At 71.7% G+C, this 16,997-nt stretch carries 15 protein-coding genes; 9 read left to right on the top strand and 6 right to left on the bottom strand.

Translation table 11 applies throughout. The annotated features are described in order from the left end of the window. Positions 1-21: 21 nt before the first annotated feature. The 3 genes from ABUL08_RS18670 to ABUL08_RS18660 are packed head-to-tail and all read right to left on the bottom strand — an operon-like array spanning position 22 to position 3,451. A complete protein-coding gene (locus ABUL08_RS18670; RefSeq protein ID WP_350931200.1) occupies positions 22-1,398 on the bottom strand; it encodes an NAD(P)/FAD-dependent oxidoreductase in 1,377 nt (458 codons plus the stop codon). Then, a complete protein-coding gene (locus ABUL08_RS18665; RefSeq protein WP_350931199.1) occupies positions 1,398-2,120 on the bottom strand; it encodes a pyridoxamine 5'-phosphate oxidase family protein in 723 nt (240 codons plus the stop codon). The genes ABUL08_RS18670 and ABUL08_RS18665 overlap by 1 nt, the downstream gene beginning before the upstream one ends. Further along, complete coding sequence (locus tag ABUL08_RS18660) at positions 2,105-3,451, bottom strand: aspartate aminotransferase family protein (RefSeq protein WP_350931198.1); 1,347 nt, start codon at positions 3,449-3,451, stop codon at positions 2,105-2,107. The genes ABUL08_RS18665 and ABUL08_RS18660 overlap by 16 nt, the downstream gene beginning before the upstream one ends. 493 nt (positions 3,452-3,944) lie before the next feature. Between ABUL08_RS18660 and ABUL08_RS18655 the strand changes: the two genes are divergently transcribed. Then, positions 3,945-4,091: a DUF397 domain-containing protein gene (locus ABUL08_RS18655; protein WP_350931197.1), complete on the top strand. Its 147-nt coding sequence runs from the start codon at positions 3,945-3,947 to the stop codon at positions 4,089-4,091. A 22-nt stretch (positions 4,092-4,113) separates the two neighbouring features. Here ABUL08_RS18655 and ABUL08_RS18650 read toward each other — a convergent pair whose 3' ends face one another. Further along, the gene (locus tag ABUL08_RS18650; RefSeq protein ID WP_350931196.1) at positions 4,114-4,626 is read right to left on the bottom strand and encodes an Lrp/AsnC family transcriptional regulator; all 513 of its coding nucleotides are present in this window, start codon (positions 4,624-4,626) and stop codon (positions 4,114-4,116) included. 210 nt (positions 4,627-4,836) lie between these two features. Here ABUL08_RS18650 and ABUL08_RS18645 point away from each other — a divergent pair, with 210 nt between their 5' ends. The 8 genes from ABUL08_RS18645 to ABUL08_RS18610 all read left to right on the top strand — a co-directional run bounded on the left by ABUL08_RS18645 (position 4,837) and on the right by ABUL08_RS18610 (position 13,568). Then, positions 4,837-6,021 carry a polyamine ABC transporter substrate-binding protein gene (locus ABUL08_RS18645; RefSeq protein ID WP_350931195.1) on the top strand — a complete coding sequence of 395 codons (1,185 nt, stop codon included), beginning with the start codon at positions 4,837-4,839 and terminating at the stop codon, positions 6,019-6,021. After that, the gene (locus ABUL08_RS18640; protein WP_350931194.1) at positions 6,018-7,193 is read left to right on the top strand and encodes an ABC transporter ATP-binding protein; all 1,176 of its coding nucleotides are present in this window, start codon (positions 6,018-6,020) and stop codon (positions 7,191-7,193) included. The genes ABUL08_RS18645 and ABUL08_RS18640 overlap by 4 nt, the downstream gene beginning before the upstream one ends. Continuing rightward, positions 7,190-8,098: an ABC transporter permease gene (locus ABUL08_RS18635; protein ID WP_350931193.1), complete on the top strand. Its 909-nt coding sequence runs from the start codon at positions 7,190-7,192 to the stop codon at positions 8,096-8,098. Before ABUL08_RS18640 ends, ABUL08_RS18635 begins: the two co-directional genes overlap by 4 nt. Before the next feature lie 55 nt (positions 8,099-8,153). Continuing rightward, on the top strand, positions 8,154-8,996 hold the full coding sequence (locus ABUL08_RS18630; RefSeq protein ID WP_350931192.1) for an ABC transporter permease: 843 nt from the start codon (positions 8,154-8,156) through the stop codon (positions 8,994-8,996). Beyond that, a complete protein-coding gene (locus ABUL08_RS18625) occupies positions 8,993-10,417 on the top strand; it encodes an NAD(P)/FAD-dependent oxidoreductase (RefSeq protein WP_350931191.1) in 1,425 nt (474 codons plus the stop codon). The genes ABUL08_RS18630 and ABUL08_RS18625 overlap by 4 nt, the downstream gene beginning before the upstream one ends. Next, a complete protein-coding gene (locus ABUL08_RS18620) occupies positions 10,417-11,619 on the top strand; it encodes a saccharopine dehydrogenase family protein (RefSeq protein ID WP_350931190.1) in 1,203 nt (400 codons plus the stop codon). The genes ABUL08_RS18625 and ABUL08_RS18620 overlap by 1 nt, the downstream gene beginning before the upstream one ends. Then, positions 11,616-12,629 (top strand): agmatinase, encoded by a 1,014-nt coding sequence (gene speB / locus ABUL08_RS18615; protein ID WP_350931189.1) that lies wholly within the window; start codon positions 11,616-11,618, stop codon positions 12,627-12,629. Before ABUL08_RS18620 ends, speB begins: the two co-directional genes overlap by 4 nt. A gap of 183 nt (positions 12,630-12,812) precedes the next feature. After that, a complete protein-coding gene (locus ABUL08_RS18610) occupies positions 12,813-13,568 on the top strand; it encodes a G5 domain-containing protein (protein WP_350931188.1) in 756 nt (251 codons plus the stop codon). Positions 13,569-13,729: 161 nt separating this feature from the next. On the opposite strand, the gene ABUL08_RS18605 is transcribed toward ABUL08_RS18610, so the two are convergent. Together ABUL08_RS18605 and glpK are read right to left on the bottom strand one after the other, a co-directional pair. After that, positions 13,730-15,463 carry a glycerol-3-phosphate dehydrogenase/oxidase gene (locus tag ABUL08_RS18605; protein ID WP_377522323.1) on the bottom strand — a complete coding sequence of 578 codons (1,734 nt, stop codon included), beginning with the start codon at positions 15,461-15,463 and terminating at the stop codon, positions 13,730-13,732. After that, positions 15,460-16,977, bottom strand: coding sequence for a glycerol kinase GlpK (gene glpK / locus ABUL08_RS18600; RefSeq protein WP_350931187.1), 1,518 nt, complete (start codon positions 16,975-16,977; stop codon positions 15,460-15,462). Before glpK ends, ABUL08_RS18605 begins: the two co-directional genes overlap by 4 nt. Between the last annotated feature and the right edge of the window lie 20 nt (positions 16,978-16,997).

Genomic DNA, 16,997 nt, shown 5'->3' with positions numbered 1-16,997 from the left:
CCCCGGCGTCGCCGGTGGGGGTCAGTGGCCGAGGAGGTGGGAGAAGGTGGCGGCGCGGCGGGAAGGGCGGCCGGAGCGGAGTTCGGCCTGGTCGGCGGAGAACATCAGCTTCAGGCCGGCGTTGACGGCCAGCCAGCGCAGCGGTTCCGGCTCCCAGCGGGGGGAGCGGTGGTTGACCCAGGGGAGCGTCGTCAGGTCGCTCTCCGCGCCCCGGATCAGGTCGGCGAGGGTACGCCCGGCGAGGTTGCTGGTGCCGACGCCGTCGCCGACGTAGCCGCCGGCCCAGGCCAGGCCGGTACGCCGGTCCAGCCCGACGGAGGCGGCCCAGTCGCGGGCGACACCGAGCGGCCCGCCCCAGGTGTGCGTCACCGGCACGTCCGGCCCGAGCACCGGGAAGAGTTCGCCGAGCACCCGGCCCAGCGCGGCGAAGACCCGTGGTTCCCGGTCGTAGCCGGGCGCGACGCGGGAACCGAAGTGGTAGGGGGCGCCCCGCCCGCCGAAGGCCAGTCGGCCGTCGGCGGTGCGCTGGCCGTAGATGATGACGTGCCGGTGGTCGGAGAAGGTCTCCCGCTCGGCCAGCCCGATCCGCGCCCACGTCGACTCGGGCAGCGGCTCGGTGGCGATCATCAGCGAATAGACGGGGGCGACGGTGCGCCGCTGCCCCGGCAGGGCGGGCGTGAAGCCCTCGGTCGCGCGGACCACCACCGGCGCCCGGACCACTCCGGCGGGCGTCACCGCCACGCCGGGCCGCAGCGCCGTGACCGGGGTCCGCTCGAAGATGGTCACCCCACGCCGTTCGACCGCCCGGGCCAGCCCGCGGACCAGCCGGGCCGGGTGCACCGCGGCGCAGTGCGGGGTGTACGTGCCACCGCGTACCCCGTCGGCGGCGCAGCGGGCGGTGGCCTCGGCGGCGTCGAGCAGCACCAGGTCCTCGTCGGCGAGGCCGTGCTCGCGGGCCTCGGCGACGGCGGCCCGGGCCCGGTCGAGCTGCGCCGCCGAGCGAGCGAGGACGACCGTGCCGCCGGGCTGCCAGTCGCAGTCGATGCCCTCGGCGGCGACCACCCGCCCGACCTCGCGGACGGTCTCCTGCATGGCCCGCTGCATGGCCAGCGCCCGGTCCCGGCCGTGCCGGCGGGTCAGCGCGGGCAGCGAGGTGGGGAAGAGCGCCGAGCACCAGCCGCCGTTGCGCCCGGAGGCGCCGTACCCGGCGATCTCCTGCTCCAGTACGACGATCCGCAGCGACGGGTCGGCCCCGGCGAGGTAGTACGCCGTCCAGAGCCCGGTGTAGCCCGCCCCGACGATCACCACGTCGGCGTCGGTGTCCCCGGGCAGCGGCGGGCGCGGGGTCAGCGGCTCGTCCACCGTGGACAGCCAGTACGACAGCTCCTGGTAGCGCATCACCACTCCGGTGGGGGCAGGTCGTGGCGCAGCCGTGGGTCGGGCTGCGGCGGTCCGTACGCCTCGACGACCGGCACCACCCCGGCCCAGACCGGCCGGTCGAGGTCGTCGTCGGGGTCGTCGGGCGGACCGGCGCTGATCTTGACTGAGCACTCGGTCAGCGGCAGGGCGAGCACCAGGGTGGCGGCCAGCTCCTTCGCCGACGGCGGCCGGATCACCGCCCACCGGCCGGGGAGCAGGTGCTCGGAGAGTCGGTGCAGGGCGGCCTGCTTCTCGTCGCCGTCGAGCGCGACGAGGGTGCCGAGCACCATGGCGCACCGGTAGTTCATCGAGGACTCGAAGGCGCTGCGGGCCAGCACCAGCCCGTCGAGGAGGGTGACGGTCAGGCAGGCCGGTGCGCCGGCGGCGAGGTGCCGGAAGAGCCGGCTGCCGGTGGAGCCGTGCAGCAGCACCCGGTCGCCGTCCCGCGCGTACGCCACCGGCAGCGCGTAGGGCTGGTCGCCGTCGATGATGGCCAGATGCCCGACCCGGCCGGCGTCGAGCACGGCGTGCAGGGCTTCCCGGTCCCGGACGGCGAGGTCGGGCAGCCGACGTACCCGGGTCCGGTCGGTCCCGCCCACCGCCGGCCCGGCCGGGTCGACGGCGGCCGGGTCGGCGGGGCGGGGCCGGTCCCCGGTGTCCGGGGAGCCGGCCCCTGAGCCGTCGCTCAGAGCCGGGACCATGCCTCGGTCAACACGGAACGCAGGATCTGCTCGATCTCGTCGAACTGCTGCTGCTCGGCGATCAGCGGCGGGGCGAGCTGGATCACCGGGTCGCCCCGGTCGTCGGCGCGGCAGTAGAGCCCGGCCTGGAAGAGGGCGGTGGAGAGGAAGCCGCGCAGCAGCCGCTCGGACTCGGCCTCGTCGAACGTCTCCCGGGTCGTCTTGTCCTTGACCAGCTCGATGCCGTAGAAGTAGCCGTCGCCCCGGACGTCGCCGACGATCGGCAGGTCGTTGAGCTTCTCCAGGGTGGCGCGGAAGGCACCCTCGTTGGCCCGTACGTGGCCGACCAGGTCCTCGCGGGCGAAGACCTCCAGGTTGGCCAGGGCCACCGCGCAGGAGACCGGGTGGCCGCCGAAGGTCACCCCGTGGGCGAACATCCCCGTCTCGGTGAGGAACGGCTCCATCAGCCGCTCGCTGGCGATCATCGCGCCGAGCGGGGCGTAGCCGGAGGTGATGCCCTTGGCGGTGGTGATGATGTCGGGCTGGTAGCCGTAGCGGACGGCGCCGAAGTACTCGCCGAGCCGGCCCCAGGAGCAGATCACCTCGTCGCTGACGAGCAGCACGTCGTACGCGTCGCAGATCTCCCGGACCCGCTCGAAGTAGCCGGGCGGCGGCGGGAAGCAGCCGCCGGAGTTCTGCACCGGCTCCAGGAAGACGGCGGCGACGGTGTCCGGCCCCTCCCGCTCGATGGCCCGGCCGATCTCCTCGGCGGCCCACCGGCCGAACGCCTCGGCGGAGTCGCCGTGCTCGGGGGCGCGGTAGAAGTTGGTGTTCGGCACCTTGATGCCGCCGGGCACCAGCGGCTCGAAGTCGCTCTTGATGCCGGGCAGCCCGGTGATCGACAGGGCGCCCATCGAGGTGCCGTGGTAGGCGATGTAGCGGCTGACCACCTTGTGCTTGTTCGGCTGGCCGGTGCGCTTGAAGTAGGCCCGGGCCAGCTTCCACGCCGCCTCGACGGCCTCGGAGCCGCCGGTGGTGAAGAAGACCCGGTTGAGGTCGCCGGGGGCGAGCGAGGCGACCTTCTCGGCCAGCTCGACGGCCTTCGGGTGGGCGTACGACCAGAGCGGGAAGTAGGCCAGCTCGCCGGCCTGCTTGGCGGCGGCCTCGGCCAGCTCGGTCCGGCCGTGGCCGGCGTTGACGACGAAGAGCCCGGCGAGCCCGTCGAGGTAGCGGCGGCCCTGGGAGTCCCAGACGTACGCGCCCTCGCCGCGCACGATGGTCGGCACCTCGCCGGCGGAGTAGCTCGCCATCCGGGTGAAGTGCATCCAGAGGTGGTCGGTGGCGTTGGCCATGTCAGCCCCATCGGGTCTCGGGCCGGTCAGGGGGACACCGGCCGCACTGCCCACGGTTATCCCACAGCCTCGCCGCGAAATGCAAGCCCTGTTCATGCTTCTCGCGACGGATTCAGCGCGTCATGGAATACGTGACAACGGAATCCGTACATGGCTGCCGGTGTTGGGGTGGCCCGGCCGCGCCAGGTGGTCAAGCCCTCCCGTCGGTGCGTTCCTGGCGGGCCACCATCCCCGCCAAGGGCTACGAACTTGATTACATGGATGGGTCAGCGGCACCACGCAGCCCCCTGCCGGTCCAGTGATTCATGTTTGTAATCAAGTTCGTAGTGCGCTCAGGGAGGGGCGGAGCCGGAGCCTTTGCGGGCGCTTCCCGTGCATCTGGGGGGCTTGCGGAGAGGTCCGGCCGCAACACGCCGGCAACCGGGAGGCATGGATACGCGCCGTGGCCAGGGTGCGCCGGAGCGTGCGGTCGGCCGGACGGAAGGAGTTGCCGGTGAACGAGGTGCTGCGGGTGGCCATGGCGGAGCGCGGCGAGACCGTCGGGGTCCTGGTCCGGGACAGCAAGGACGCCTCCGGCGGCACGCTGCGCTTCACCCCCGACCGCTGGCGTGCCTTCGTTACCGCCACCAAGGGCCGCTGACCAGACGACGAGGAGCTGCGAATCAGGCGGTGCCCCAGCTGTAGGTCTGCTTGCGCAGCTTGAGATAGACGAACGCCTCGGTGGCCAGGACGCCGTGGACGGCCCGCAGCCGTTGCAGGATCTCCAGCAGGTGCGCGTCGTTGCGGCAGACCACCTCGGCCAGCAGGTCGAACGAGCCGGCCGTGATCACCACGTAGTCGATCTCCTCGAACTCGGCCAGCCGGTCGGCCACCGACTCCAAGTCCCCGTCCGTGCGCAGCCCGATCATGGCCTGCCGGGGGAAGCCGAGCTGGAGCGGATCGGTGACCGCGACGATCTGCATCACCCCGGCGTCGAGCAGCCGCTGCACCCGCTGCCGGACCGCCGCCTCCGACAGGCCGACCGCCTTGCCGATGGTGGCGTACGGTCGACGCCCGTCCTCCTGGAGCTGTTCGATAATCTGCTTCGCCACGTCGTCCAGCAGAGCGTGACTGGCACCCTCACGTACAGTGACTCTTCGGGTGCCGTTGCCGCTCTCCAGGTGCCGGTTGTTCATCGCCGCTCCCCATGTCCGGATTCCTCGCGGGCTGAGCGTAGTGCCCCGGCGCAGTCTGGCGTATTTCGTCGCCCATGGCTAATCCCGCAACGGAATCCCTTGTGAGGACCGTTACTCCATGTCAGGATCAGTCGTCCATCGCCACTGACCCTCCCGCCGGCGCGCCACCCCCGTCCCGCCGCCGACGATGACCCCCCTAGGAGTCGTCACATGCGTAGCCCCTTCCGGCCCCTCACCCGGCGTGGTCTGCTCACCGGCACCCTCGGCTCGGCCGCGCTGCTCGCCACGGCGGGCACCCTGGCCGGCTGCGGCACCAAGGGCGCCCAGCAGACCGAGGCCGGCTGCAAGAGCGAGGATCTCTCCGGCACCGAGAAGAAGCTGGCCTTCTCCAACTGGCCCCAGTACATGGACGTCGACGACAAGGACGAGTCCAAGCGCCCCACCCTGGACGCCTTCATCGCCAAGACCGGCATCCAGGTGACGTACACCGAGGACGTCAACGACAACAACGAGTTCTTCGGCAAGGTGCAGAACCAGCTCGCCGGCTGTCAGTCCACCGGCCGGGACATCATGGTGCTCACCGACTGGATGGCCGCCCGGATGATCCGGCTCGGCTGGATCCAGAAGCTGGACAAGGCCAAGCTGCCGAACGTCGAGGCCAACCTCCTGCCGTCGCTGCGCAACCGCTCGTTCGACCCGCAGGGCCAGCTCGCCGTCCCGTGGCAGTCCGGCCTGGCCGGTCTCGCCTACAACGCCAAGGTGGCCAAGGAGATCCGCACCGTCGACGAGCTGCTCACCCGCCCCGACCTGAAGGGTAAGGTGACCGCCCTGTCGGAGATGCGGGACACCATGGGGCTGCTGCTCCAGTCGAACGGCCACGACCCGGCGAACTTCACCGCCGCCCAGTTCGACGACGCGCTGGCCAAGCTCAAGCGGGCCGTGGACGCGGGGCAGATCCGCAAGTTCACCGGCAACGACTACTCCCAGGACCTCAACAAGGGCGACGTGGCGGCCTGCATCGCCTGGTCCGGTGACGTCATCCAGCTCGGCTTCGAGAATGACAAGATCAAGTTCGTGCAGCCGGAGTCCGGCGTGATGCTCTGGTCGGACAACGTGCTGGTGCCGAACAAGGCCACCCACAAGGCCAACGCCGAAGAGCTGATCAACTACTACTACGACCCGGCGGTGGCGGCCAAGCTCGCCGCGTTCGTCAACTACATCTGCCCGGTCAAGGGCGCCCAGGCCGAGATGGAGAAGATCGATCCCGACCTCGCCGCCAATCCGCTGATCTTCCCCGACGACGCGACACTGGCGAAGTCCAAGGTTTTCATGGCCCTGGACGAGAAGCAGGAGAAGGAGTACGAGGGCAAGTTCCAGCAGGTAATCGGGGCATGAGGGCGATGGGCTCGAAGGACCAGGAGCGCGACGCGCCGGTCGGCGACCTGCGGCTCGCCGACCTCACCAAGCGGTTCGGCGTCTTCACGGCGGTCGACGATCTCAGCCTGACCATCCCGCAGGGCTCCTTCTTCGCCCTGCTCGGCGCCTCCGGCTGCGGCAAGACGACCACCCTGCGGATGATCGCCGGGCTGGAGGAGCCGACCAGCGGGCAGGTGCTGCTCGGCGACCGGGACATCGCCCGGCTGCGGCCGTACAAGCGGCCGGTGAACACCGTCTTCCAGAGCTACGCGCTCTTCCCGCACCTGGACATCACCGAGAACGTGGCCTTCGGGCTGCGCCGCCGCGGCATCCGGGACGTCCGGCCGCAGGTCGAGCGGATGCTCGCCCTGGTGCAGCTCGACGGGTACGGGGCACGCCGCCCCGCCCAGCTCTCCGGCGGGCAGCAGCAGCGGGTCGCGCTGGCCCGGGCCCTGATCAACCACCCGCAGGTGCTGCTGCTGGACGAGCCGCTCGGCGCGCTCGACCTGAAGCTGCGCCGGCAGATGCAGATCGAGCTGAAGCGAATCCAGACCGAGGTCGGCATCACCTTCGTGCACGTCACCCACGACCAGGAGGAGGCCATGACCATGGCCGACACCGTCGCGGTGATGAACGCCGGCCGGATCGAGCAGCTCGGCGCACCGGCCGACATCTACGAGTACCCGGCGACCGCCTTCGTGGCCAACTTCCTCGGCCAGTCCAACCTGCTGGCCGGCGAGGCCGACGGAACCAGCGGTGCGGAGGTGCCGGTCACCGCGCACGGCGCGCGCTTCTCGGTGCCCGCCGACCGGGCCCGCGTCGACCGGGGGCCGGTCTTCCTCGGCGTACGCCCCGAGAAGCTGCACCTGGTGGAGAACCTCGACGCGGTGCCCGCCGGCCACCAGCACGTCGGTGGCGTGGTGACCGACGCCTCCTACGTCGGGGTGAGCACGCAGTACCTGGTCAGGACCGGGTGGGGCAGCGAACTCTCCGCCTTCGCGGCGAACAGCGGCCTCGGCGGGCGGCTGCCGGTCGGTGCCCCGGTGGTGGCGCACTGGGACCCGCGGCACGCCTTCCTGCTGCCCCGCGCGGCCGGCGAGGACGACCAGACCGCCCCGCTGCTCGACGAGCCGGTGAGCGTGGCGTCGTGACCGCGCTGGCCCACGTACCCACCCCGTCGGGACAGGCCGCGCCGCCGGCCCCCCGGCGGGGGCGGTACGGGCTGCTGCCGTACCTGCTGCTGCTGCCGGGGGCGGCGTGGCTGGTCATCTTCTTCGCCCTGCCGCTGCTCCAGCTCGCCGCCGCCAGCCTCTACGACCCGAGCGGCTCGCTCTCCACCGGGTACGCGCTGACCTGGGCCTTCGGCAACTATCCGGAGGCGATGCAGGCGTACTGGCCGCAGTTCGTCCGGTCGTTCGGCTATTCGGCGATCGCGCTGGTGCTGGCCCTGCTGATGGGCTACCCGCTGGCCTACGCGATCGCGCAGAAGGCCGGCCGGTGGAAGAACCTGCTGCTGGTCAGCGTCGTCGCGCCGATGTTCACCAGCTTCCTGGTGCGCACCCTGGCCTGGAAGACCATCCTCTCCGACAACGGCTGGGTGGTCGGGCTGCTGCGGGACGTACACCTGCTCGGTCCGGACGGTCGGCTGCTGGCCACCCCGATCGCGGTGGTGCTCGGCCTGACGTACAACTTCCTGCCCTTCCTGGTGCTGCCGCTGTACGCGAGCCTGGAGCGGCTGGACTACCGGCTGCTGGAGGCGGCCAGCGACCTGTACGCCAGCTCGTTCCAGGCGTTCCGTCGGGTCACCCTGCCGCTGTCGATGCCCGGCCTGATCGCCGGCACGCTGCTCTTCTTCATCCCGGCCACCGGCGACTACATCAACGCCGAGCTGCTCGGTACGCCGAACGAGTACATGATCGGCAACGTCATCGACTCGGCGTTCCTGGTGCGACTCGACTACCCGCAGGGCGCGGCCCTGTCGTTCCTGCTGATGGCGGCGATCCTCGCGGTGGTCTTCGTCTACCTGCGCCGGGCCGGCACGGAGGAGGTCCTGTGAGCGCGAGGAGTGCAGCGAAGCGGAGCCCCGCAGCCGCGAACGAAGGTGAGCTCTGGTGAGGATCTCGCGTTGGCTGGCCGACCGGTGGGTCATGATCGTCGCGCTGCTCGTGCTGGCCTACCTGTCGCTGCCGATCGTCGTGGTGGCCGGGCTGTCGTTCAACCGCCCGTCCAGCCGGCTCTCCTACGACTTCAACGAGTTCACCCTCGACAACTGGACGCACCCCTGCGCCACCTCGGACATGTGCGACGCGGTGGTCCGCAGCGTGCAGATCGGCTTCATCGCCACCGTCGTCTCCACCGTGCTCGGCACGCTGATGGCGTTCGCGCTGGTCCGGCACCGGTTCCGGGGCCGGGCCGGGATCAACGTGCTGATCTTCCTGCCGATGGCCACCCCCGAACTGGTGATGGGCACCTCGCTGCTCGCCCTCTTCGTCTCCGCCGGGGTGCCGCAAGGCTTCTGGACCATCGTCATCGCGCACGTGATGTTCTGCGTGTCGTTCGTGGTGGTGACCGTCAAGGCGCGGCTGGCCGGCATGGACCGGCGGCTGGAGGAGGCTGCGATGGACCTCTACGCCAGCGAGTGGCAGACGTTCCGGCGGATCACCCTGCCGCTGGTGCTGCCGGGCATCGTGGCCGCCGCGCTGCTCGCCTTCTCGCTCAGCTTCGACGACTTCATCATCACCAACTTCAACGCCGGCACCACCGTCACCTTCCCGATGTACGTCTGGGGCGCCGCCCAGCGGGGCATCCCGCCGCAGGTGAACGTCATCGGCACGGCGATGTTCGTGATCGCGCTGCTGCTGGTCGGGGCCAGCTCGCTGCGCGGGCGACGGGCCCGCCGTGCCGACCTCGCGGTGCGGACCGCGCCCGCCGGACCGGCGCAGAGCCGGTCATGAAGCTCCCGCATACCGGCCGGGCGCTGGCCGACGCGGCACCCGTGCCGTACTGGTTGGACCGCCCGGAACGACCGGACCCGCTGCCGCCGCTGACCGGGGCGGCCACCGCCGACCTGCTGGTGGTCGGCGGCGGGTACGCCGGCCTCTGGACCGCCCTGCTGGCCAAGGAGGCCGACCCGGGGCGGGACGTGCTGCTGGTCGAGGCCGGCACCTGCGGCTGGGCGGCGTCGGGGCGCAACGGTGGGTTCTGCGCCGCCTCGCTCACGCACGGGCTGGCCAACGGCGTCGACCGGTTCCCCGACGAGATCGACGAGCTGGAACGGCTCGGCCGGGAGAACCTGGACGCGATCGCCGCCGCGATCGCGGAGCACGGCATCGACTGCGACTTCGAACGGACCGGTGAGCTGGCGGTGGCGGTCGAGCCGTACCAGCTCGCCGGGCTCGCCGAGGACGCCGAACTGGCCCGCCGGTACGGCCACGACGTGCGCCTGCTCGACCGCGAGGAGGTACGCGCCGAGGTGGCCTCGCCGACGTACCTGGGCGGGATGTGGGACGCCGACCGGGTGGCCATGCTGGATCCGGCGAAGCTGGCCTGGGGGCTGCGGCGGGCCTGCCTGGAGCGCGGCGTACGGATCCACGAGCACACCCGGGTCACCGGCCTGCGCCGCGACGGCGCCGCCCTGCGGCTGGACACCACGGGCGGCGGCACCGACGCCGTCCCCGGCGAGGTACGCGCCCGCCGGGTCGCGCTGGCCACCAACGCGTTCCCGCCGCTGCTGCGCCGGCTGCGGGCCTGGCTGGTGCCGGTCTACGACTACGCGCTGATGACCGAGCCGCTGACGCCCGCCCAGCGGGACGCCATCGGGTGGCGCAACCGGCAGGGGCTCGCCGACACCGGCAACCAGTTCCACTACTACCGGATCACCACCGACGGCCGGATCCTCTTCGGCGGCTACGACGCCGTCTACCACTACGGCAACCGGACGGCCCCCGAGCTGGAGCAGCGGGCCGCCACCTTCACCGCCCTCGCCGAGCACTTCTTCAGCACGTTCCCGCAGCTCGACGGGCTCCGCTTCAGCCACCGCTGGGGCGGGGTCATCGACACCTGCACCCGGTTCTGCCCGTTCTTCGGCACCGCCTACGACGGGCGACTCGCCTACACCGCCGGGTTCACCGGGCTCGGAGTCGGGGCGACCCGGTTCGGCGCCCGGGTGATGCTCGACCTGCTCGCCGGCCGGGACACCCCGCTGACCCGGCTCGACCTGGTGCGCAGCAAGCCGCTGCCGTTCCCGCCGGAGCCCTTGCGGGCCACCGGCATCAACCTCACCCGCTGGTCGCTCGCCCGTGCCGACGCGCACGAGGGGCGGCGCAACCTCTGGCTCCGTACGCTCGATCGTCTTGGTTTGGGGTTCGATTCCTGATGCGTATCCTCCTCGTCGGCGCCGGTGGCGTCGGCTCCGCCGCCGTAGCCATCGCCGCCCGCCGCTCCTTCTTCGAGACCATGGTCGTGGCCGACTACGACCTGGACCGCGCGTCGCGGGCGGTGGCCGACCAGGACGTCCGCTTCGTCGCCGCCCGGGTCGACGCATCCTCGGCGGACGCGGTCGCGGCGCTCTGCCGGGAACACCGGATCACCCACGTGTTCAACGCGGTCGACCCGCGCTTCGTCATGCCGATCTTCGACGGCGCGTTCGCCGCCGGGGCCGACTACCTCGACATGGCGATGTCGCTGTCCCACCCGCATCCGGACCGCCCCTACGCCGAGACGGGCGTGAAGCTCGGCGACGACCAGTTCGCGGTGGCCGACGAGTGGGTCGCCGCCGGCCGGTTGGCGCTCTGCGGCATCGGCATCGAGCCCGGCCTGTCGGACGTCTTCGCCCGGTACGCCGCCGACGAGCTCTTCACCGAGATCGACGAGATCGGCGTACGCGACGGCGCGAACCTCACCGTCGACGGCTACGACTTCGCCCCGTCGTTCTCCATCTGGACCACCATCGAGGAGTGCCTGAACCCGCCGGTGGTCTGGGAGGCCGACCGGGGCTGGTACACCACCGAGCCGTTCAGCGAGCCCGAGGTGTTCCACTTCCCCGAGGGGATCGGCCCGGTCGAGTGCGTCAACGTGGAGCACGAGGAGGTGCTGCTGATCCCGCGCTGGGTCAAGGCGAAGCGGGTCACCTTCAAGTACGGCCTCGGCGACGAGTTCATCGAGGTGCTGAAGACCCTGCACAAGCTGGGCCTGGACGCCACGTCACCGGTCCAGGTCCGCGGCGTCCCGGTGTCGCCCCGCGACGTGGTGGCCGCCGCCCTGCCCGACCCGGCCACCCTCGGCGACCGGATGCGCGGCAAGACCTGCGCCGGGACCTGGGTGACCGGCACCGGCAAGGACGGCAACCCGCGCGCCGTCTACCTCTACCACGTGGTCGACAACGAGTGGTCGATGCGGGAGTACGGCCACCAGGCCGTCGTCTGGCAGACCGCGGTCAACCCGGTCGTCGCCCTGGAGCTGCTCGCCACCGGCGCCTGGTCCGGCGCGGGCGTGCTCGGTCCCGAGGCGCTGCCCCCGGTGCCCTTCCTCGACCTGCTCACCGAGTACGGCTCGCCGTGGGGAATGGAGGAACGGTGACCCGCTACGGCCCGATGTTCGGCCCCGACATCACCTTCCTCGGGGTGCCACCGTGCACCATCGAGGAGCCCGTCACCTACGCGGACGCCGACGTGGTGATCGTCGGCGCGCCCTTCGACGGCGGCACCTCGCACCGGCCGGGCACCCGGTTCGGCCCGTCCGCCATCCGGCAGGCCTGCTATCTGCCGCACGACGGCTCCCGCCCGTCGCTGGCGTTCCGGGTCGACGCGCTGCGCGACCTCTGCGTCTATGACGCGGGCGACGTGGAGATGTTCTCCGGGGACATCGAACGCTCCCTGGCGTCCCTGGAGACGGCGGTGCACGCCGTCGCGGCGGCCGGCGCGATCCCGATCGTGCTCGGCGGCGACCACTCCATCGCCCTGCCCGACGCCACCGGGGTAGCCCGCCACCACGGCCTCGGCCGGGTCTCCCTGGTCCACTTCGACGCGCACGCCGACACCGGGGACATCGAGTTCGGCTCGCTGCACGGGCACGGCCAGCCGATGCGCCGGCTCATCGAGTCCGGCGCGGTACGCGGCGACCGCTTCCTCCAGATCGGCCTGCGCGGCTACTGGCCGGGCCCGGAGACGCTGTCCTGGATGGCCGCGCAGCGGATGCGGTCGTACGAGATGACCGAGGTGGTGGCCCGGGGCCTCGACGAGTGCCTGTCGGAGGCCGTCGGAATCGCCACCGACGAGTGCGAGGGCGTCTTCCTCTCCGTCGACGTGGACGTCGTGGACCCCGGCATGGCCCCCGGTACCGGCACCCCGGAGCCGGGCGGTTTCACCTCCCGGCAGCTCCTCGACGCGGTCCGCCGGGTCTGCTACGAGCTGCCCGTGGTCGGTGTCGACGTCGTCGAGGTGGCCCCGCCGTACGACCACGCCGACATCACCGCGTACCTCGGCAACCGGGTGGTGCTGGAGGCGTTGTCGGCCATCGCCCGACGTCGCCGGGACGCGGCCGGCGGTCCGCCCTGGGACCCGCGCCAACCTCTGCTCGACGCCCGCTGACCCCGGGCGGGCCCCGATCATTGCCTCAGGCAATTGTCTACTCCCGACATCCGTCTGGCCGGGCGCGCCGGTCCGAACGCGGCGACCTAAGCCCTGACCTGCGGAACCGTCCGGACGATCGGCTCCGGTGAGGACAGGTACGGCCGGTTCCGGCAGCGGAGCGTCAACAGCAGACTCGGCAGCGTGACGAATTCACCGCCTCCGTACCCTGGCCAGCCCCACCCGTACGGGCCCGTCCCGCCGCCGAAGCCGCCGGGCTGGTTCCGCCGGCTGAGCCCGGGTGGGCGGACCGGGGTGATCCTCGGCGGCGTGCTCTCCGTCTTCCTCCTCTGCTGCTCGGGCCTGGCCGTGGTCGGCTCGTTCGGCGACGCCCCGCAGCAGCAGTCGGGCCGCCGGGCGGTCGCCGACGAGAACGTGCCGACCGCCGCCGCGCCCATCGTCGTCCCCAGCACCCCGGCGGAGACCACGCCGGCCCCGCCCGCACCCACCACCGCGTCGCCGACGCCGTCGCCGACGCCCGTGGTGACGACCCGCACCGAGACCAGCACCCAGAAGATCGGGTACGCCGAGCGCACCGTGAAGGACTCCTCCCTGGCCGAGGGGAAGCGGGTCGTCCGGACCCGGGGCGTCGCCGGGGTGCGGACGCTGACCTACGAGGTCACCCTCACCGACGGGGTGCCGACCGGCCGCCGGCTGGTGAAGTCGGTGGTGACGAGGCAGCCGGTCACCCAGGTCGTCGCCGTGGGCACCAGACGGCCGTCCTCCTCCGGGTCCTCCGGGTGCGACCCGAACTACAGCCCCTGCGTACCGATCGCCAGTGACGTCGACTGCGCGGGCGGCAGCGGCAACGGCCCGGCGTACGTGAGCGGCCCGGTGCGGGTCATCGGCCGCGACATCTACGACCTGGACCGGGACGGCGACGGCATCGCCTGCGACTGACCGCCCGGCGGCGGGTTGGCGGCGGGACCCCGGCACCGGTCTCCGGCCCTGCTCCCGGTCCGTGGCCGGATCCTGGCCGGCTTCCGGCCCCTGGCAGACGCTCGGCGGATCCGCGGCCGAAGGGCCGGGATCCGCCGAGGCCGGTCAGCCGGCGCGTGTCCTCAGGCGACGGACCGCAGACCCGGTGCCGGCAGGTCGGTCACCCGCACGTCGGGGGCGCCGAGCCGGACAGCGTCGGCGGTCTGGTCGTCCGGTTCCTGCTGCGACTGGCGTTCCGCCGCCACCCGGGCGTGGTAGTGCGCCACCTGCCGGTCGATGGTGTCGGCGTCCCAGCCGAGCACCGGCGCGACCAGCTCGGCCGTCGGCCGCGCCGACGCCACTCCCCGGTCCTCCGTCTCGATCGAGATCCGGGTCCGGCGGGTCAGGATGTCCTCCAGGTGCAGGGCACCCTCGGCCCGCGCCGCGTAGTAGATCTCCACCTTGAGGTACGTCTCCGCCCCCGGCATCGGCTCGCCCAGCTCCGGCCGCTCGCGCACCAGGTCGAGCAGTTCGTTGCTCAGCGAGCCGTACCGCCCCAGCAGGTGCTCGATCCGGGCCACGTGCAGCCCGCTGGCGGCGGCCAGCTCGTGGCGCTGGTTGCGCGCCGCCAGGTAGCCGTCCGCGCCGATCAGCGGGAGGCGATGGGTGCAGGACTCCGGCACCTTCACCGGCAGGCCGTGCACCGCCGCGTCGACCGCGTCCTTCGCCATCACCCGGTACGTCGTGTACTTGCCCCCAGCCACCAGGACCAGGCCGGCCACCGGACTCACCACGGCGTGCTCCCGGGAGAGCTGGCTCGTCTCGTCCGACTCCCCGGCCAGCAGCGGGCGCAGCCCGGCGTAGACGCCGACGATGTCGTCGTGGGTGAGCTGGTTGGTCAGCAGCCGGTTGGCCCGGTCGAGCAGATAGTCGATGTCCGACCGGCTGGCGGCGGGATGGGCCCGGTCCAGCGACCAGTCCGTGTCCGTCGTCCCGATGATCCAGTGCGTGTCCCACGGGATGATGAAGAGCACGCTCTTCTCGGTGCGGCTGATGATGCCGGTGGAGGCGGTGATCCGGTCCCGGGGCACCACGATGTGCACGCCCTTGGAGGCCCGTACGTGGAACTGCCCCCGGCCGCCCACCATCTCCTGGATGTCGTCGGTCCATACGCCGGCCGCGTTGATGGTTTGCCGCGCCCGGACGTCGAACTCGTCGCCGGTCTCCAGGTCCCGCACCCGCGCGCCGACCACCCGGTTGCCCTCGCGCAGGAAACCGACCACCTGTGTGCTGGTGGTGCAGAGCGCGCCGTACTCGGCCGCGGTGCGCGCGATCATCATGGTGTGCCGGGCGTCGTCGACCTGCCCGTCGTAGTACTTGACCGCGCCCACCAGGGCGTCCTTGCGCAGCGACGGGAACTGCCGCAGCGCCTGTTTCTTCGTCAGGTGCCGGTGGGCCGGTACGCCGTGCCGGCCGCCCATCGTGTCGTACAGCAGCACACCGCTGCCGACGTACGGCCGTTCCCAGAACCGGTGCTGGAGCGGATAGAGGAACGGCACCGACCGGGCCAGGTGCGGCGCGAGCTGGTTCAGGATCAACGACCGTTCCCGCAGCGCCTCCCGGACGAGGCCGAAGTTGAGCTGCTCCAGGTAGCGCAGCCCGCCGTGGATCAACTTGCTGGAGCGGCTGGACGTGCCGGAGGCGAAGTCACGCGCCTCCACCAGTCCGGTGCGCAGGCCGCGGGTGACCGCGTCCAGGGCCGCTCCGGCGCCCACCACGCCGCCGCCGATGACGAGGACGTCGAGTTCCGTCTCCGTCATCTCCCGCAGCGCGCGGGCGCGGTAGGCGGGGTCGAGGTTGATCGCCTTGACGCTCATGAGACATCCACCCAATCCAGCGTGCGGGACACGGCCTTCTGCCAGCACCGGTAGCCCTTCTCACGCTGCTCGTCGGTCCACTCCGGCTGCCAGCGCCGGCTCTCGTTCCAGTTCTGCCGCAGCTCGTCGGCGTTGGACCAGAACCCGACGGCCAGCCCGGCCCCGTACGCCGCGCCGAGGGCGGTGGTCTCGGCCACCACCGGCCGGCTCACCGGTACGCCGAGCACGTCCGCCTGGATCTGCATGCAAAGGTCGTTGGCGGTCACGCCGCCGTCGACCTTCAACACCTCCAGCTTCACGCCGGAGTCCTTCTCCATCGCCTCGGCGACGTCGCGGCTCTGATAGCAGATCGACTCCAGCGTCGCCCGGGCGATGTGCGCGTTGGTGTTGAACCGGGACAGCCCGACGATCGCCCCCCGCGCGTCGGAACGCCAGTACGGCGCGAACAGTCCGGAGAACGCCGGCACGAAGTAGATGCCTCCACTGTCCGGCACCTGCCGGGCCAGCGACTCGCTCTGGGCGGCGCCCTGGATGATGCCGAGCTGGTCGCGCAGCCACTGCACGGCGGAGCCGGTGACGGCGATGGAGCCTTCCAGGGCGTACACGGCCGGTTGATCGCCGAACTTGTAGCAGACCGTGCTGAGCAGGCCGTTCTTCGACCGGACCAGCTCGGTGCCGGTGTTCAGCAGGAGGAAGTTGCCGGTGCCGTAGGTGTTCTTGGCCTCGCCCGGCCGCAGACACACCTGCCCCACCATGGCCGCCTGCTGGTCACCGAGGACGGCGGCCAGCGGCACCCGGCCGCCCAGCGGCCCGTGATCGAGGGTGTAGCCGTAGAGGTCGGGATCCGCCGAGGGCCGGATCTCGGGCAGCATCTGCCGGGGCACCCCGAAGAACCCCAGCAGTTCGTCGTCCCAGTCGAGGGTCTCCAGGTTCATCAGCATGGTGCGGCTGGCGTTCGTCACGTCGGTGACGTGGATGCCGCCGTCGACCCCGCCGGTCAGGTTCCAGACCAGCCAGGAGTCGGTGTTGCCGAAGATCGCCTCGCCCTTCTCGGCGGCCTCGCGGACGCCGGGGACGTTCTCCAGGATCCACTGGATCTTCCCGCCGGAGAAGTAGGTGGCCGGCGGGAGTCCCGCCTTGGCGCGGATCACGTCACCCCGCCCGTCCGCGTCCAGCGCCGAGGCGATCCGGTCGGTACGGGTGTCCTGCCACACGATGGCGTTGTAGTACGGCCGCCCGGTGCGCCGGTTCCACACCACGGTGGTCTCGCGCTGGTTGGTGATCCCGAGGGCGGCGAGGTCCGACGCGCACAGCCCCCGGCCGTTCATCACGGTCTGGAGCACGGCGCTGGTGCGCTCGTAGATCTCCACCGGGTTGTGCTCCACCCAGCCGGGCTGGGGCATGATCTGCTGGTGCTCCAGCTGGTGGCGGGCGATCTCGTTGCCCCCGTGGTCGAAGATCATGCAGCGGGTGCTGGTCGTACCCTGGTCGACCGCTGCGACGAAGTCTGCCATTGGTCACGCTCCTGCTCGAT

Source organism: Micromonospora sp. CCTCC AA 2012012, assembly GCF_040499845.1.
GTDB lineage: Bacteria > Actinomycetota > Actinomycetes > Mycobacteriales > Micromonosporaceae > Micromonospora > Micromonospora mangrovi.
The sequence above is the reverse complement of the archived record's forward strand: the minus strand, read 5'-3'. Positions and strand labels throughout refer to the sequence as shown.

Coding starts and splice junctions, on each gene's coding strand:
- ABUL08_RS18670 (WP_350931200.1), bottom strand. CDS start 1,398: ATGCGCTACCAGGAGCTGTCGTACTGGCTGTCCACGGTGGACGAGCCG.
- ABUL08_RS18665 (WP_350931199.1), bottom strand. CDS start 2,120: ATGGTCCCGGCTCTGAGCGACGGCTCAGGGGCCGGCTCCCCGGACACC.
- ABUL08_RS18660 (WP_350931198.1), bottom strand. CDS start 3,451: ATGGCCAACGCCACCGACCACCTCTGGATGCACTTCACCCGGATGGCG.
- ABUL08_RS18650 (WP_350931196.1), bottom strand. CDS start 4,626: ATGAACAACCGGCACCTGGAGAGCGGCAACGGCACCCGAAGAGTCACT.
- ABUL08_RS18645 (WP_350931195.1), top strand. CDS start 4,837: ATGCGTAGCCCCTTCCGGCCCCTCACCCGGCGTGGTCTGCTCACCGGC.
- ABUL08_RS18640 (WP_350931194.1), top strand. CDS start 6,018: ATGAGGGCGATGGGCTCGAAGGACCAGGAGCGCGACGCGCCGGTCGGC.
- ABUL08_RS18625 (WP_350931191.1), top strand. CDS start 8,993: ATGAAGCTCCCGCATACCGGCCGGGCGCTGGCCGACGCGGCACCCGTG.
- ABUL08_RS18620 (WP_350931190.1), top strand. CDS start 10,417: ATGCGTATCCTCCTCGTCGGCGCCGGTGGCGTCGGCTCCGCCGCCGTA.
- ABUL08_RS18605 (WP_377522323.1), bottom strand. CDS start 15,463: ATGAGCGTCAAGGCGATCAACCTCGACCCCGCCTACCGCGCCCGCGCG.
- glpK (WP_350931187.1), bottom strand. CDS start 16,977: ATGGCAGACTTCGTCGCAGCGGTCGACCAGGGTACGACCAGCACCCGC.